19 protein-coding genes are annotated in these 14,671 nt (G+C 61.5%); 6 read left to right on the forward strand and 13 right to left on the reverse strand.

Annotated elements, in window-relative coordinates; all coding sequences use genetic code 11:
* Positions 1-89: 89 nt before the first annotated feature.
* The gene (locus QTN24_RS12685; RefSeq protein ID WP_124682602.1) at positions 90-626 is read right to left on the reverse strand and encodes a TlpA disulfide reductase family protein; all 537 of its coding nucleotides are present in this window, start codon (positions 624-626) and stop codon (positions 90-92) included.
* A gap of 132 nt (positions 627-758) precedes the next feature.
* On the reverse strand, positions 759-1,253 hold the full coding sequence (locus tag QTN24_RS12690; RefSeq protein ID WP_124682601.1) for a thioredoxin: 495 nt from the start codon (positions 1,251-1,253) through the stop codon (positions 759-761).
* Between the two features lie 117 nt (positions 1,254-1,370).
* Here QTN24_RS12690 and QTN24_RS12695 point away from each other — a divergent pair, with 117 nt between their 5' ends.
* Positions 1,371-1,979 carry a hypothetical protein gene (locus tag QTN24_RS12695; protein ID WP_313837489.1) on the forward strand — a complete coding sequence of 203 codons (609 nt, stop codon included), beginning with the start codon at positions 1,371-1,373 and terminating at the stop codon, positions 1,977-1,979.
* A 28-nt stretch (positions 1,980-2,007) separates the two neighbouring features.
* On the forward strand, positions 2,008-2,661 hold the full coding sequence (locus QTN24_RS12700; protein ID WP_313837491.1) for a LysE family transporter: 654 nt from the start codon (positions 2,008-2,010) through the stop codon (positions 2,659-2,661).
* 242 nt (positions 2,662-2,903) lie between these two features.
* On the opposite strand, the gene QTN24_RS12705 is transcribed toward QTN24_RS12700, so the two are convergent.
* Together QTN24_RS12705 and QTN24_RS12710 are read right to left on the reverse strand one after the other, a co-directional pair.
* Positions 2,904-4,442, reverse strand: a complete 1,539-nt coding sequence (locus QTN24_RS12705) for a YifB family Mg chelatase-like AAA ATPase (protein WP_313837492.1) — start codon at positions 4,440-4,442, stop codon at positions 2,904-2,906.
* 82 nt (positions 4,443-4,524) lie between these two features.
* The gene (locus tag QTN24_RS12710) at positions 4,525-4,788 is read right to left on the reverse strand and encodes an accessory factor UbiK family protein (RefSeq protein WP_124682597.1); all 264 of its coding nucleotides are present in this window, start codon (positions 4,786-4,788) and stop codon (positions 4,525-4,527) included.
* Between the two features lie 528 nt (positions 4,789-5,316).
* On the opposite strand from QTN24_RS12710, the gene QTN24_RS12715 reads away from it, so the two are divergent.
* From QTN24_RS12715 to QTN24_RS12730, 4 genes are all read left to right on the forward strand, one after another.
* Complete coding sequence (locus QTN24_RS12715) at positions 5,317-6,120, forward strand: TorF family putative porin (protein WP_124682596.1); 804 nt, start codon at positions 5,317-5,319, stop codon at positions 6,118-6,120.
* A 66-nt stretch (positions 6,121-6,186) separates the two neighbouring features.
* Positions 6,187-6,525 carry a P-II family nitrogen regulator gene (locus tag QTN24_RS12720; protein WP_124682595.1) on the forward strand — a complete coding sequence of 113 codons (339 nt, stop codon included), beginning with the start codon at positions 6,187-6,189 and terminating at the stop codon, positions 6,523-6,525.
* A 32-nt stretch (positions 6,526-6,557) separates the two neighbouring features.
* On the forward strand, positions 6,558-8,093 hold the full coding sequence (locus tag QTN24_RS12725) for an ammonium transporter (RefSeq protein ID WP_313837497.1): 1,536 nt from the start codon (positions 6,558-6,560) through the stop codon (positions 8,091-8,093).
* A 31-nt stretch (positions 8,094-8,124) separates the two neighbouring features.
* A complete protein-coding gene (locus QTN24_RS12730; protein ID WP_313837498.1) occupies positions 8,125-8,277 on the forward strand; it encodes a hypothetical protein in 153 nt (50 codons plus the stop codon).
* Positions 8,278-8,531: 254 nt separating this feature from the next.
* Here the strand turns inward: QTN24_RS12730 and QTN24_RS12735 are convergent, their stop codons facing one another.
* The 9 genes from QTN24_RS12735 to QTN24_RS12770 form a co-directional block, all read right to left on the reverse strand.
* Entirely contained in the window at positions 8,532-8,927 is a 396-nt protein-coding gene (locus tag QTN24_RS12735) for a hypothetical protein (RefSeq protein WP_313837500.1), read from the reverse strand.
* A 28-nt stretch (positions 8,928-8,955) separates the two neighbouring features.
* Complete coding sequence (locus QTN24_RS12740) at positions 8,956-9,492, reverse strand: hypothetical protein (protein WP_313837501.1); 537 nt, start codon at positions 9,490-9,492, stop codon at positions 8,956-8,958.
* 113 nt (positions 9,493-9,605) lie between these two features.
* Positions 9,606-9,881 (reverse strand): hypothetical protein, encoded by a 276-nt coding sequence (locus QTN24_RS12745; RefSeq protein ID WP_313837503.1) that lies wholly within the window; start codon positions 9,879-9,881, stop codon positions 9,606-9,608.
* Positions 9,882-10,106: 225 nt separating this feature from the next.
* Positions 10,107-10,448 carry a DUF2489 domain-containing protein gene (locus tag QTN24_RS12750; RefSeq protein ID WP_313837504.1) on the reverse strand — a complete coding sequence of 114 codons (342 nt, stop codon included), beginning with the start codon at positions 10,446-10,448 and terminating at the stop codon, positions 10,107-10,109.
* A 1,087-nt stretch (positions 10,449-11,535) separates the two neighbouring features.
* Positions 11,536-11,892: a hypothetical protein gene (locus QTN24_RS24940; RefSeq protein WP_409559018.1), complete on the reverse strand. Its 357-nt coding sequence runs from the start codon at positions 11,890-11,892 to the stop codon at positions 11,536-11,538.
* Positions 11,893-12,109: 217 nt separating this feature from the next.
* On the reverse strand, positions 12,110-12,568 hold the full coding sequence (locus tag QTN24_RS12755) for a hypothetical protein (RefSeq protein ID WP_313837506.1): 459 nt from the start codon (positions 12,566-12,568) through the stop codon (positions 12,110-12,112).
* Positions 12,565-13,134, reverse strand: a complete 570-nt coding sequence (locus tag QTN24_RS12760; protein ID WP_313837508.1) for a VENN motif pre-toxin domain-containing protein — start codon at positions 13,132-13,134, stop codon at positions 12,565-12,567. The genes QTN24_RS12755 and QTN24_RS12760 overlap by 4 nt, the downstream gene beginning before the upstream one ends.
* On the reverse strand, positions 13,134-13,406 hold the full coding sequence (locus QTN24_RS12765) for a hypothetical protein (protein ID WP_313837510.1): 273 nt from the start codon (positions 13,404-13,406) through the stop codon (positions 13,134-13,136). The genes QTN24_RS12760 and QTN24_RS12765 overlap by 1 nt, the downstream gene beginning before the upstream one ends.
* A gap of 585 nt (positions 13,407-13,991) precedes the next feature.
* The gene (locus tag QTN24_RS12770; RefSeq protein WP_313837512.1) at positions 13,992-14,528 is read right to left on the reverse strand and encodes a hypothetical protein; all 537 of its coding nucleotides are present in this window, start codon (positions 14,526-14,528) and stop codon (positions 13,992-13,994) included.
* Between the last annotated feature and the right edge of the window lie 143 nt (positions 14,529-14,671).

The following is a 14,671-nucleotide window of genomic DNA, read 5'->3' on the forward strand; positions in this document are numbered from 1 at the left end:
TTGGCTGGCAAGCCGCAGACGCCCGCGGCGCGCCTGCGCAACAAAAAAGGTGCCGCATGGGCACCTTTTTGGCTCGGGGGGCGGCTACGTCAGGCCGCGCTGGCCAGCGCGCCGTCCAGCAGCTTGTGCAGCGCGTCCCACTCGGGCTCGCCGACGTAGCGCTTGAGAATCTTCCCGTTCTTGTCGACGACGAACGTGGTCGGCGTCAGTTGCACGTCGCCGAACGCCTTGGCCGCCGAGCCGTCCGAGTCCATCGCCACCTTGAACGGCAACTCGCGCGTCCTGGCGTAGTTGGCCACGTACATCGGCGGGTCGTAGTTCATGGCCACGGCCACGAAGTCCAGGCCCTTGTCCTTGTATTGCTTGTAGGTGTCGATCATCTGCGGCATTTCCTTGACGCAGGTGACGCAGCTCGTGGCCCAGAAGTTGACCAGGTAGACCTTGCCCTTCAGGTCGCCGGTGCTGACCTTCTGGCCCGACAGCAGCGTGAAGGTGGCGTCTGGGACGCTGCTGGCCGGGGTCATCGCCCGGTAGCCAAAGACGCCAAGCACCGCGGCGATCACGATCGCGGCGACGATGGGCCAGCGCTTGCGCGCGGGGCGGGCGGGGGTTGCGGTATTGGACATGGGATGACGGGGTTGGGGGCCAGGGCCCGGAAGCCAGCGGCGGACAGCGGCCATTCTACCGCCGGGCGCCGCCGTCGGCAGCGCGGCCGGGGCGGCGGTGCGCGGCTGCGGCAATTCGCCGCGCGCGCCGGTTCAGGGGCGGGCGGCGGACTTGGCGGCCACCTTGGCGCGTGCCTCGTCGATGGCCTGCTCCAGGTAGGCGCCGTAGAAATCGGCCTGCATGCCGCGCAGCGGGGCGGCCAGGTTGCGGCCGTTGCGGTCGAGGAACAGCACGGTTGGCGCCACCGAGATATTGCGCGCGCTGGCCCACTGGCGGGCCGTGGTCATCGTGCCGTCGGCGTCGCGGATCGGCGTGTCGGCGGTCATGTCGATCTCGCGCGCGGCAATCTCGCCGGCCGCGAGCTGCGGACCCAGGTAGTTGCGCCGCACCGTGTCGCAGTAGCTGCAGCCGGGCAGGCTGACCAGCACCACCAGCGGCTCTCCATGCCGCGCGGCCGCGGCGGACTGGGCGCCGATATCGGTCACGGGCGGCAGGTGGGCGGTGGCGGCAGCGGCGCCGGCGCAGGCCAGCAGCGCCACGGCGGCGAACGCGGAAGACAGGAAACGGGGCAGGGGGCGTACGGACATGGGCACCTCACGAACTTGCGGCGGCCCGCCAGCGGCATCGGGTGCAACGTGCGCGATGCGCGGCCGGGCGGCTTCCCGGATAATAGCGGCTTGCGCCCGATCGCGCCGACCTTGCCGATGCCCCCGACCCCGTTCCCGTCCCATTTCCGCCCCGGCCTGCGCCACCTGCTGCTGCTGCTGCTGCTGGCCGCCGCCTGGCTGGCGCTCGCGGGCTGCACGCCGCGCTATGACTGGCGCACGATCGTGTCCAGCGACGGCAAGTACGCGGCGCTGTATCCGGCCAAGCCGACCAATGCGGCCCGCGACGTGTCGATCGCGGGGCGCAAGCTGCCCATGACGATGGAGGCGGCCAATATCGACGGCACGCTGTTCGCCGTGGGCGTGGTGACGCTGCCCAGCGACGACGCCGCGCTGCGGCGCGAGGCGCTGGACGCCATGCAGGCCGGGCTGCTGGCCAACCTGGGCGCCCAGCCGGGCCAGCCGGCCAGCGCGCGGCCGGTCACGGTGATGTCGGCCGCCCAGCCGCCGGTGTCGCTCGACGGGATGGAATTGACCGTCGCCGGTGTTTCGCCGCAGGACAAGGCGCCGCGCCGGCTGACGGCCCGGCTGGTGGCGTCGGGCGCACGGGTCTACCAGGCCGTGGTGCTGGAAGCCGGCGACGCCGCGCGCGATACGCGCCAGGCCGAGCAGGTCGAACAGTTCCTGACCGGCTTTCATCCGTTTTGACCATTTTTCTGGATCGAGGAGTGCAGTGATGCGTTGGGAAGTGTGGCTGGCCTATTTCGCCGCGTGCTGGGTGATCGCGGTATCGCCGGGGTCCGGCGCGGTGCTGTCGATGAGCCATGGGCTGTCGTATGGCCTGAAGAAGACGTCGACGACGATCCTGGGGCTGCAGACCGGGCTGGTCATCATCCTGCTGGTGGCCGGCGGCGGGCTGGGCGCGCTGCTGCTGGCGTCCGAGCAGGCGTTCCTGGTGGCCAAGACCATCGGCGCGATGTACCTGATCTACCTGGGCATCCAGCAATGGCGCGCCCGGGTGGAGACGGCCCCGGCCGACGCCCCCGGCGGCCAGCCGGGCACGGTGCGCGTGGCCGGGATGAGCCGGCGCCGGCGCTTTGCCACGGGCCTGCTGACCAACGTGACCAACCCGAAGGGCATCATCTTCATGGTCGCCGTGCTGCCGCAGTTCATCGACCCCGGCCACCCGCTGGCCATCCAGCTCGCCATCCTGGCGGCCACGATGTGCTGCGTGGACCTGATCGTGATGCACGGCTACGCGCTGCTGGCATCGCGGATGCAGGGCCTGTTCCGCAACGCGCGCGCCGTACGCTGGCAGAACCGCTTCTTTGGTGGCGTGCTGGTGGCGGTGGGCACGGCGCTGTTCTTCGTGCGCCGGCACCACGCGTAAGCCGCAAGCCGCTGGCATAGTGCGCCGGCCTTTGCTTCAATGGGAGTGACCTGGAATTCATGGAGACCCAGATGCGCGATGCCGGCCTGAACGCCCACCGGGAACCGCCCCCCGGCGAACCGCCGCCCCCCGGCTTCCCGCCGGACCAGGCACCCATCGAGGACCCACCCCCGCCGCCGGTGGAACCGCCGGTGTAAGGCCATCAGCCCGCTTTCGCGGGCTTTTTTGTTTCCGAGCACTTTTTAGCCCGTCCGCAGCACCCGCCGGTACTGGATGGCCTCGGCCACGTGGCCGGCGTCTAGTGTGTCGGCGTCGGCCAGGTCGGCGATGGTGCGGGCGACCTTCAGTACGCGGAAGTACGCGCGGGCGGACCAGGCCAGCTTTTCCATGGCGCCGCGCAGCAGGGCCTGGGCGTCGGTGGTCAGCGGGCAGTGGGTGTCGATCTGGCGGCCGGACAGTTCGCTGTTGGGCGTGCCCTGGCGGGCAATCTGGCGCGCGCGGGCGTCCATGGCGCGGGCGCGGACGGCGGCGCTGGGTTCGCCAGGCGGGCCGTCCAGCACGTCGCGGTGGTTCTGGGCGGGCACTTCGATCTGTAGGTCCACGCGGTCCAGCAGCGGGCCGGAGATGCGCGACTGGTAGCGCTGCACCTGGTCGGGCGTGCAGCGGCACATGCGCGTGGGATGGCCCAGGTAGCCGCATGGGCACGGGTTCATGGCGGCGATGAACTGGAAGCGGGCGGGAAAGTCGACCTGTGCGGCGGCGCGCGAGATGGTGATGTGGCCGGTTTCCAGCGGCTCGCGCAGGACTTCGAGCACACGCCGGTCGAACTCGGGCAGTTCGTCAAGGAACAGCACGCCGTGGTGGGCCAGCGAAATCTCGCCGGGGCGCGGATTGCCGCCGCCGCCCACCATGGCCGGGCCGCTGGCCGTGTGGTGCGGACTGCGGAACGGGCGCCGGCCCCATTGCGACGGCTGGAAGCCGCCCGGGGTCAGGCTCAGCACGGCGGCGGCTTCCAGCGCCTCGGTTTCGGTCATCGGCGGCAGCAGGGCCGGAAAGCGCTGCGCCAGCATCGACTTGCCGGTGCCGGGCGGGCCTACCAGCAGCACCGAGTGCTGGCCCGCGGCGGCCACTTCCATGGCCCGGCGGGCCTGTAGCTGGCCGCGCACGTCGCGCATGTCGGGGTTGGCGCCGGGGTCGGTGGCGGGCGGGGCCGGCCGGGCGCGGGGCAGCGGCTGCTCGGGCAGCATGCCGACGTGGTGGCAGATGTCGCGCAGCGTGGCGCCGGCGTGGACGGTCAGGTCATCGACCAGTGCGGCTTCCGGGCCGTTGTCGGTGGCGACGATGAACGCGCGCGCGGGCTCGCCGGCCGCCAGCCGGGCGCGGTTGTCGCGTGCCAGCCCCATCGCCATCGCCAGCGCGCCGCGCACGGGCCGCAGGTCGCCGGCCAGCGACAGCTCGCCGGCAAACTCGAAGCCGTCCAGCGCGGTGGCCGGCAACTGGCCGCTGGCCGCCAGGATGCCCAGCGCGATGGCAAGGTCGAAGCGGCCGGACTCCTTGGGCAGGTCGGCCGGCGCCAGGTTGACCGTGATCCGGCGGTTCGGGAATTCGAACTCGCAGTTCAGCAGCGCCGCCCGCACGCGCTCGCGGCTTTCGCGGACTTCGGTGTCGGCCAGCCCGACGATGTTGAAGGCCGGCAGGCCATTCGCCAGGTGGATTTCGACGGACACGGGCGGCGCGTCGATGCCGTTCAGCGCGCGGCTGCGCAGGACTGCGAGGCTCATACGTTTGCGGAAGTGTTAAAGAAAAAGGCCACCGGAATCCGGTGGCCTTTCTGGCGATGCGTGGGTGGCTGGGCGCCGGGGCTCATACCCCAGGGGTGGGCGGGATGCCGCCGCTGCCGCGGGCTTCCAGCGCGGCGATGCGCGCTTCCAGCTCCTCCAGCCGGGCCCGGGTGCGCGCCAGCACCTGCGATTGCACGTCGAATTCCTCGCGCGTGACGAGGTCCAGGCGCGCAAAGCCCTGGGTCATCATGCTGCGGACGTTCTTCTCGATGTCCTTGGCCGGCGAGTTGCGCAGCGCTTCACTGACCTTCTGCTGCAGGTCGTTGAAGAGATCGGTCGGTTTCATGGTGAAGCTCCTGTGTTGACCAATTTGGATCGTTCGGGTCAGCGGCCGGCGGCGGCTACGCCGCCTGGCACCCGCGATGCACCGCCATGGGGCGTCCGGGGCGGTCCTCCCGCACACCGGTATCCCCGGTCGATGCACCTGAGTGGGGCGCGGCGACCCGGTCGACCGTGCCCGGGCCCGGTCTGGCCGGCGGGACGCCAAGCGCGCAGCACTTGACCCTTCATGACGCGGATTATGGCGCGTGATCGGCCGCCATGAAAGCGCCAGCAAGGCCCGGACACATCTTTTAACGCCTTTTGCCCGCCGCGGCGCCGCCCGCGTGCCGCCCCGCCGGGTGGAGAAGCGGGCGCCCGGCCACCTCTTCCGACTGTTCCCGTCCGTGCGCCGCCACGGGGCGCCTGCCCTGGCACGGCAGTTGCAGTACCAGAGCCAGGAGCGTCAAGACCCAAAAAGCAACAAGCCATCAAGGCAAGCAGCAGTCCCTCAAGAACGAGCCCGCGAAGATTTCAAGGAAAAGGAGAGAACCAGATGAAGACGTCGAGCCTCGCAGTCAGCGCCGCTGCCCTTCTGCTCAGCCTGGCAGCCCCGGTGGCACTGGCCCAGACCGCCCCGGACGCCGCCGCGCCTGCAGCCGCACCGGCCGCGGAGCCGGCATCGCCGCACACCTTCACGGCCAACGTGTCGGTGGTTTCCGACTACCGCTATCGCGGCATCAGCCAGACCAACCTGCGTCCGGCCATCCAGGGCGGGTTCGACTACGCGCACGAGAGCGGCTTCTACATCGGCAACTGGAACTCAAGCATCAGCTGGCTGGAAGACGCCGATTCGTCGGTGTCGGCGCCGATCGAGATGGACTTCTACGGCGGCTACAAGAACAAGTTCGCGCTGGGCGGCCAGGAATTCAACTATGACGTGGGCGTGCTGGAGTACTTCTACCCGGGCGGCTACACGACCACGCGGCCGTACACGACCGAGCTCTACGCCGGCATCGGCTGGGGCCCGGTGTTCCTGAAGTACTCGCACGCGGTGACCAACCTGTTCGGCATCGACGACAGCAAGAACAGCTACTACGTCGACCTGACCGCCAACGTGCCGCTGAACTTCTGGGACCTGACGCTGAACGCCCACGTGGGCTACCAGGGCGTGACGCACCACAGCGACGCGTCGTACACCGACTGGAAGATCGGCCTGACCAAGGACCTGGGCAAGGGCTTTGCGCTGTCCGTGGCCTATGTCGACACCAACGCCAAGGAGTCGTTCTACACCAGCGCCAACCGGGGCCGCTATCTGGGCAAGGCCGCGGCGTGGGCATCCATTACCAAGACTTTCTGATTCCAAACAGCACACATCCGGAGCCGGGCGGCATGACCCGACAAGCCGCCCCCAAGGAGAATCCCAATGAAACTCATCATTGCAGTCATCAAGCCGTTCAAGCTCGACGAGGTGCGTGAAGCGCTCTCCGACGTGGGCGTGTCCGGCATCACCGTGACCGAGGTCAAGGGCTTCGGCCGCCAGAAGGGCCACACGGAGCTGTACCGGGGCGCCGAGTACATCGTCGACTTCCTGCCCAAGGTGAAGATCGAGGTGGCGGTACCCGACGACGTGGTCGAGCGCGCCATCGAGGCAATCGAGAAGTCGGCCCGCACGGGCAAGATCGGCGACGGCAAGATCTTCATCGCGCCCGTCGAACAGGTCATCCGCATCCGCACCGGTGAGACCGGCGGCGATGCGCTGTGACACCAGAACTACGAGAGACAGAGGTTAGACACATGAAAACCTGGTTCAAGCGATTCCTGACGGCTGGCGCGATGGCGCTGGCGCTCGGCACGGCCGGTCTCGGCCTGTCCACCCATGCCGTGGCGCAGGACAAGCCCGCCGCCGAGGCATCGGCCCCGGCAGCGGCCGCCGCCCCCGCGGCCGCCCCGGCAGCCGCTGCGGCAGCCCCCGCGGCCGCGGCCCCGGCAGAAGCCGCACCGGCCGCCGCGCCGGCCCCGGTGCCCAACAAGGGCGACACGGCCTGGCTGCTGGTGGCCACCGCATTCGTGATCCTTATGACGCTGCCGGGCCTGGCACTGTTCTACGGCGGCCTGGTGCGGTCGAAGAACATGCTGTCGGTGCTGATGCAGTGCCTGGTGATCTTCTCGCTGGTGGCGATCCTGTGGGCCATCTACGGCTACAGCTTCGCGTTCACGGAAGGCAACGCGTTCTTCGGCGGCACGGACCGGCTGTTCATGAAGGGCCTGAACGTCGACGCCGTGGCGGCCACGTTCAGCAAGGGCGTGGTGATCCCGGAACTGGTGTTCTTCGCGTTCCAGTGCGCGTTTGCCTGCATCACCTGCGGCCTGATCATCGGCGCCTTTGCCGAGCGCGCCAAGTTCTCGGCGGTGCTGGTGTTCGTGGTGCTCTGGTTCACGTTCGCCTATATCCCGATGGCCCACATGGTCTGGTTCTGGCCGGGTCCTGACGCCTACACCGATGCCGCCGCCGCCACCGCGGCCACGGCCAAGTCGGGCTGGCTGTTCCAGAAGGGCGCGCTCGACTACGCGGGCGGCACCGTGGTGCACATCAACGCCGCCGTGGCCGGCCTGGTGGGCGCGTTCATGTTCGGCAAGCGCATCGGCTTTGGCCGCGAAGCCATCCGCCCGCACAGCCTGACGTTCACGATGGTGGGCGCATCGCTGCTGTGGTTCGGCTGGTTCGGCTTCAACGCCGGCTCGGGCCTGGAAGCCAACGGCGGCGCCGCGCTGGCGTTCGTCAACACGCTGCTGGCCACCTGCGCCGCCGTGCTGTCGTGGACGTTCGGCGAGTGGATCGGCAAGGGCAAGCCGTCGATGCTGGGCGGTGCCTCGGGCGCCGTGGCCGGCCTGGTGGCAATCACCCCGGCCGCCGGCTTCGTCGGCCCGATGGGCTCGATCGTGATGGGTCTTGTGGCCGGCCTGCTGTGCCTGTGGGGCGTGAGCGGCCTGAAGCGCATGCTGGGCATGGACGACTCGCTGGACGTGTTCGGCGTGCACGGCGTGGGCGGCATCGTCGGCGCGCTGCTGACCGCGGTGTTCGCGGCCCCGAGCCTGGGCGGCGTGGGCATCTACGACTACGTGGCCAACAAGGTGGCGGACGACTACTCGATCGCCGGCCAGCTCTGGATCCAGTTCGAAGGCGTGCTGACCACGGTGGTGTGGTCGGGCGTGGTCGCGCTGGTTGCCTACAAGCTGGTGGACATGCTGATTGGCCTGCGCGTGCCGGAAGAAGAGGAGCGCGAGGGCCTGGATATCACTTCGCACGGCGAAACGGCCTATGAAGCCTGATATCCACAACAGGGTTGTGCTGGAGAGCTGATTGGGAATCTTCTCTCAGGAGTTTTGCCCCGGCCATGTGCCGGGGCTTTTTTATTGGATCAACGAGGCGTTCCGGGGATACATCATCGACATGCGCCAATTTGTCTTTGTCGAATGTATTAATGCCGATCTGGGCGGGTGGGATTATCGCTAAGGCAAGCATTCGCAACGGCTCGAGGCAATTCCGATTTTAAGGCGTCATCCACCTCGGACTGTGAAATTCTCACTATGTCCTGATATTCATCGTCATCTGACTATTGCACTTCGCACTCACGTAGCCATCGAAGCAACCTCGGAAAATCGGTTCCGCAATATTCCACTGGTTGTAAAGGAGTTAGGATCCAGTTACGGTGCGGGTATCGAATGCATTACCATTCTCGATGAGCCTCCGCCCTCATTTCACTCAAATTATTCAACATAGCCATATTCCTCGGGAATATTAAAACCGTCTGGAATCTCTGGCCATCTCATATCTGGATTGGTCGCGGCGCGTCGCAAATCGCTCATCAAATCATCGAAAAATCCCTCCAACTTGTGCGCAAAAATCGAAGCCCGTAACAAGGCGACACACTGAGTAAGTTCATCATTCTTGCGGCTAGCCAAATCAAACAATTTCATTGCTCGCATCAAATGTTCTACATCTTTCTCAAAAGCTCTGTCGAGATCATCACTCAGAATCAACGTCCAATCATATTTCCCCGTCATCTCATCAAATTGTCGTAGCTGGTCTTCGACTAAACCGCGAGATAATGCCAAATCCAACAATGCAATCCGAATGGATTCAAAACCGTTACCACTATTCATTTTAATCTCCTGCCTTCCTTTATTGCCTTCACGGTTTTAACTTCATTGACTGAGCCATCCAGATTAAGCACGACCCTAATCTTCCCTTATTATCGAAGACTTCAAGGTGGTTCATATGCGCGCTGTCAATATAAAATTGATCGCCGGTGCGAATCTTTTCACCAACGTCCTTTCTCGCCACGAATATCCTGGATCCCTTGTAAATTCTGGGCGTTCCGCGTGACCCGCCGTTCAATTGAGAACCAAATCCATCACTGGAGAGAAACTTCCTCATATTGTCAACCCTACCGGCGTTCGGGGAATATTTATCGGTCGCCCCACCGACCCCAAACCCCGCTGCCGCCCCAATCCCCACATCCGCCACCAGCCGGGCGACCTCTTGCGGATCCAGAGGCTGATCGCCTGCCAGCTTATTTGCATTGGCCATAGCGACGGTTCGCAATTGATTTAGGCTGGCATCGCCAAACCGTATATCTGCGTACTCGGCCTTCTCTGCGTCTGACCAATTGCCAGGCCCTTTTTCCCGGAGTTCGGCCATTCTCTCGCCCTGGGCCTGTTGTTCCAATCGCAGGTCCCGCGCGAGCGAGTTCAATGTCAGGTTTTTGAATCCGCTTTGGGGCAGAGTATTGCAATGTCATATTTGAACACGGCCCCAGCCATAACCTTCGCGCAATAGGTTTAGTGTGAGCGATTATATGTCAGTAATTCATTTGCCACTTCCTTTGCGATCGCCAACCTCACAGGGAGACCAATTCTCTCCGCCTCTACCCAGACCAAGTAACTTGACAGAACATCCAAGTCCGCACCTCTTTCTATTAGTTCTAAGATTGCAGGAATGTACGAGTCGTATTCATCCCACGCCTCGGGCACGTCCTTGATGCCTATAGGATCCCATTTATTAATCAATACATTTCTTATTTTTAGCTCACGACCCTCATCGCTATCGTGCTTCATTTTCCTGGGCTCCCTAGAATGACTGTAGTACTGCGGCGGCGCCTGCCGCGCCCGCCACAAACTTGCCCCATTGCCTCAGCCATCAAACCGCCGACGAGGGCGTGCACCGCGACCTTCGCTTTAGTCGGTTGGCGCTGGATCAGATCATCCACCGCCGTGTAAATCAAAGGGGCCGCCTGCTGCGCCACCTCGCTCTTGAGCCGGTTCAGGTTGGCTCTACGACCATCACGTCGCAGTCAGTCGCCGAAGCAAATTCCGACAATCAGCCTCAGCAAACTGCTTCGCCCACTCTTCCGACTCCGTTATTTTTCCTTCAAGATCCTTGAGTGCCTGTTCCGACCAGAACTTGCGTTGCGCGTGCCTAGGTAAGGCATCAGTTTCCGATTGAATCAGCAAGAACATATAAAAATCCTTGGAGTCGAAGATCGATAATCCTTGGCTTTCAAACCAGCGGATCATCGCATCAGCACCCTCAATATACGAAACACGCCCCTCGACCATGTCTTCCAGCAACGATATACATTCGTCGAGATGCTCACATTTATCTTTATCGAAAATTATCGTCATAACACTATGGCGTACTCTTCCTCGGAATTGATTTTGGTTCTACCAATTGGCCCGTGACGGGGTTTATCGGAATCAAAATCTGCAATAAGTTGCAATTTATTCCATTGCCAACTCGATGCCGTGGTAACCGTTCCGGGCCGAGCCGTACTCCAAGAGGTACAGCCCTGAAATCGCCACCAATTGTTCCCTGTGGTCCACGAAGCGCCTTTTGGAATCCAAAGCAGGTGCGTCAAGTCATACGCCGGCTTCCCTTACCTCTCCAAAAGAGTATGCGGTTAGTCATTGGCCGAAGGCCGAGAACTCCATCCATGAAATTTCTCGGCTCTCCGGACAACCTCGGATAACACCGATCCGGCACGGAGGTCGCCATCATAAAACCTATCCCAAAAATCTCCTCCGAATTCGGTTGGTCTCAGGCCGTATCCCACTGCCTCGAATGGGATAACCGCCCAGTTAGGTGGTATAGAACTATCGACAATATCGAAAAACGCCAACTCAATTAGAACTGGGCTTCGATCTTCGTCACATAGGATGGAAACCGTAGACTCACGCCCATCGGTGCGGAATGACATTCCCAATGCAATATATTCTTTGCCAACTGTAAAATATGGATCGACCGCGCCAACATAGCCACGACCACCTTTATATTTGACTATCACGGATTCGCCACTCCTTTAACTCTAAAATCTAAAGTTTCGTAGTCGATCTTTCCTGTTGCATTATTCATTTAAAATGAACCTGCAATGATTGTCCATTCGATCGGATAGAGCGAGTTGTATATTTTCCCCAGTCCGCAATATTTGAACCATCGCTAGTCAACGTTTTTACCACCTCTGGATTTCTGATTACTTCATCAGTCAAAATTATTCTCGTAGATTGACGTACAGCGTCCTTGGTCAGACGACCATTCCCGTCCAGAATCCCTCCTTGCGGTAATCAAAGCTCCACACGCATTTTAGTTGCCGAGGTCATGCTCGTAGCACTCCGAGTCGCCCCACCAACCCCGATCCCCGCTGCCGCCCCAATCCCCACATCCGCCACCAGCCTGGCGACCTCTTGCGGGTCCATGGGCTCATCGTCTGCCAGCTTATTTGCATTGGCGATAGCGACGGTTCGCAATTGATTTAGGCTGGCATCGCCAAACCGTAGATCTGCGTACTCGGCCTTCTCTGCGTCTGACCAATTGCCAGGCCCTTTTTACCTGGAGTTCGGCCATTCTCTCGCCCTGGGCCTGTTGTTCCAATCGCAGGTCCCGCGCGAGCGTCAGACATTTTGACTGCGTCGAACAGTCCGTCACTTCCCGCTTGTTCTTCTCCCATACGGCGGCGTATTCGGCGCGGACTTTGTCCCGGCAGGCTTTGTCCGCGCAGGCGGCCATGGCTTCGGCGCGATCTCGTTTTTGCGTATGGTTCAGGTAATTATTCTCCGTCGCCACCTTCCCCACATTCGCCCCGGCCGCCGCGTCTCAAATCGTCACGTCTGCACCGGACGTCCGGTCTTGGAAATATCCAGAGAGATCGACCGTCGCCCCGGATCGGGTTTCAAATTATGATGTAATAATCTACTGGGGCCAGAGGTTAGAACGGAGACCGTGCGCTGTCCATGGAAATCACCGCGATCTTCCACCCTGCTGATCAGCAGTCTAAAAATAAATCCTCCACTCATTGGCACTCTCGCCACTCGTGACATGTGGTATCCCTTTTATATATCTTCCCGTTAAATGAAACGAGCTTCTCTGCCTCTCGAAGCCGGTATGTCGGCGAGTATTCAAACCGATCCGGAAGTTCAGGCCAATCCAGATTCTTCATTCCTGTACGATTAAGTCCGTCCTCGGCTGCCCGCAGGAGGTCTTCTTTCAGCGCGTAGAACAATGAACTGATATTGTGCGCGAATCCTTGCGCCTCCACGAGAGCGCATCGAGCCGTCAGCAAATCACCTTTTGCTATGGCCTCTTGATGCACGCGCATTAATTCCATGAGCTCTATTATATCTGTCGTAAAATCGACATCCATATCTCTCGTATAGTCCAGCCCCCAATCATCCTGCATCTTGCCGATGCTAATACCACGCGAATTTGCTAGTTGTGCAATTACTTGTTTAATGTTTTCGAGAAACTTCATTTATCTAACCTCCTTCCTCTTGCGCCCATCGTTTTCTTCTCATTTATTGAACCATCTAGATTTAGAACCCACTTAGATATTTTCATGCTGTCGTACACTTCCAAATGGTCCCCATGTTTTCCGTCAAGGTATACAAAATCACCCTTCTTTATATAGTCTCCGACCTTAACTTTAGCTTCGTAAACGCTTTGCCCGTGTTTGAGCTCTTTAGTCTTGCGAATTGCATCACTTAGCGCTGAGCCAAACCCCTTGTCCCGGCAGGCTTTGTCCGCGCAGGCGGCCATGGCTTCGGCACGATCCCGTTTTTGCGTATGGTTCAGGTAGTTATTCTCCGTCGCCACCTTCCCCACATTCGCCCCGGCTGCCGCGTCTCCAACCGAACCGCCCGCAATACCTCCCGCAGCCCCTCCCACGATCGCCCCGGCCAGTTGCACCAGCGCCTTGCGGTCCGATTCACTGAGGTCTTTTTGGTCGAGCAGGGCCTGGCCGAACGCCTCCATGGCCAGTGAGGCGGCTGCGCCGCCAGCCGCGCCGGCGGCGAAGTTGCCTCCCATGGCTTCGGCCATCAAGCCGCCCACCAGCGCGTGGACGGCGGCTTGGTCCCGGGGGAGCTGCCTACCAACACATCGCCGACCTTGTTGTAGATCAAAGGCGCCGCCTGCTGCGCCACCTCGCTCTTGATCCGGTTCAGCTCTTGCTGGTCCTTGACCTTCTGCTCGTCGAAGATCTTGTCGATGCTGTCGTGCGCGTTTTCGGTGTCGCGGTTCAGGTTGGCGAGGGTTTCGTCGGCGGTCTGGCCGGCCTTGGCCAGTAGGCCGGCCTCGTCGGTGATCTGCACCGTGCCCGCCGCGATGGCGCTCCCGATCTCGCCGGAGGCGTCGCCGCCAAGGTCTGTCTGGGCATTGCCGGCACGGGGGGAGCAACCACAACGGGCCTAAGGCTCTAATCCAAGAGGTAGAGCCCTGAAGCACCCACCGATTTCTCGACAGTGGTCCATGAGGCGCCTTTAGGGAGCCATAGTAGATGTGTCAAGTCATACGCCGGCTCCCATATAACCCCAGCGCCGTCGAAGCAGACAGAATATCCGTCGATTTCTCGCATTACCTCTTTGCCAAGTTTTATTGTGTCTTCAAGATCTCCAAGTTCACAAATGCGTCCAGATCGAATCGTGAAGTTCTTGCCTTGGCCTGCAAAAAAGCTCCATAAATACATTAATCTATCCTCTGTCACATAATACGAAGCTAGAGTGTTACTTCTCTTTGCCAACTCATAATATATATAGTTACAATTTTCCGCGACACTTAGAAAATGATCAAAATACGAGACTCGACGACATGTAAAAGCCGCATCGAAACTCGGAGTCGAATCCTCGTCGAATTTTATCAGTGGAATCAACGGAATTTTATTAATTATACTCACCTTATCATTTCGAAACGCGCACCATCTGTTTACCATCCCAGATCGCCGTACCTAGTCTATTTCCCTTCTTATCAAATATCTTCCATGCATTATCCGCGCGACGACCCGTCTTATCCGGCGAATAGTACAAACCATCCTTCGGATTATAAAAAACTGGATAATCTCCTGCCGCTTTCTTTACGTTATCCGGACTAGTTTTAGACCAACCATTGGCGACTACAATTTCCTTTGCCTGGGGGTTCGTAAGTACATCGTACTTTCCAGGGTCGCTGAAAATCGCCCCCAACCCCTCCACCAGCTCAACCGGATTGGGCAAGACACCGCCAACAACTCCGGAAAGCAGATCACCCGCCTCCTTCAACCGATCGACAGCATCGGCTATGGGTTGATACATCGGAAGCTTGTCGTTCGCCGCTGACTCGTCCGGGGTGCCCGTGAGCACGCGCTCCCCGCCACCGTCAATCGGCTTTCCTGGTGGAGATTTCTGCCCCTGACTGTCAGCCGGGGTCGGCGGAATACCCGGGTCCTTGGGGACATGCATCAGCCAATTGAACTGAGTACCCAGCCCCCCCCAACCGCCCCCGCAGCAGCGGCATCCTGCGTGGAACCACCCGCCGCCGCCCCGGCACCGGAGGCGATGATCGTGCCGGCGACGGGGGAGAGGGTGGTGTTTTGATCGCTGCG

The sequence above is a fragment of the Cupriavidus sp. SZY C1 genome, assembly GCF_032190535.1.
Lineage (GTDB): Bacteria > Pseudomonadota > Gammaproteobacteria > Burkholderiales > Burkholderiaceae > Cupriavidus > Cupriavidus pauculus_C.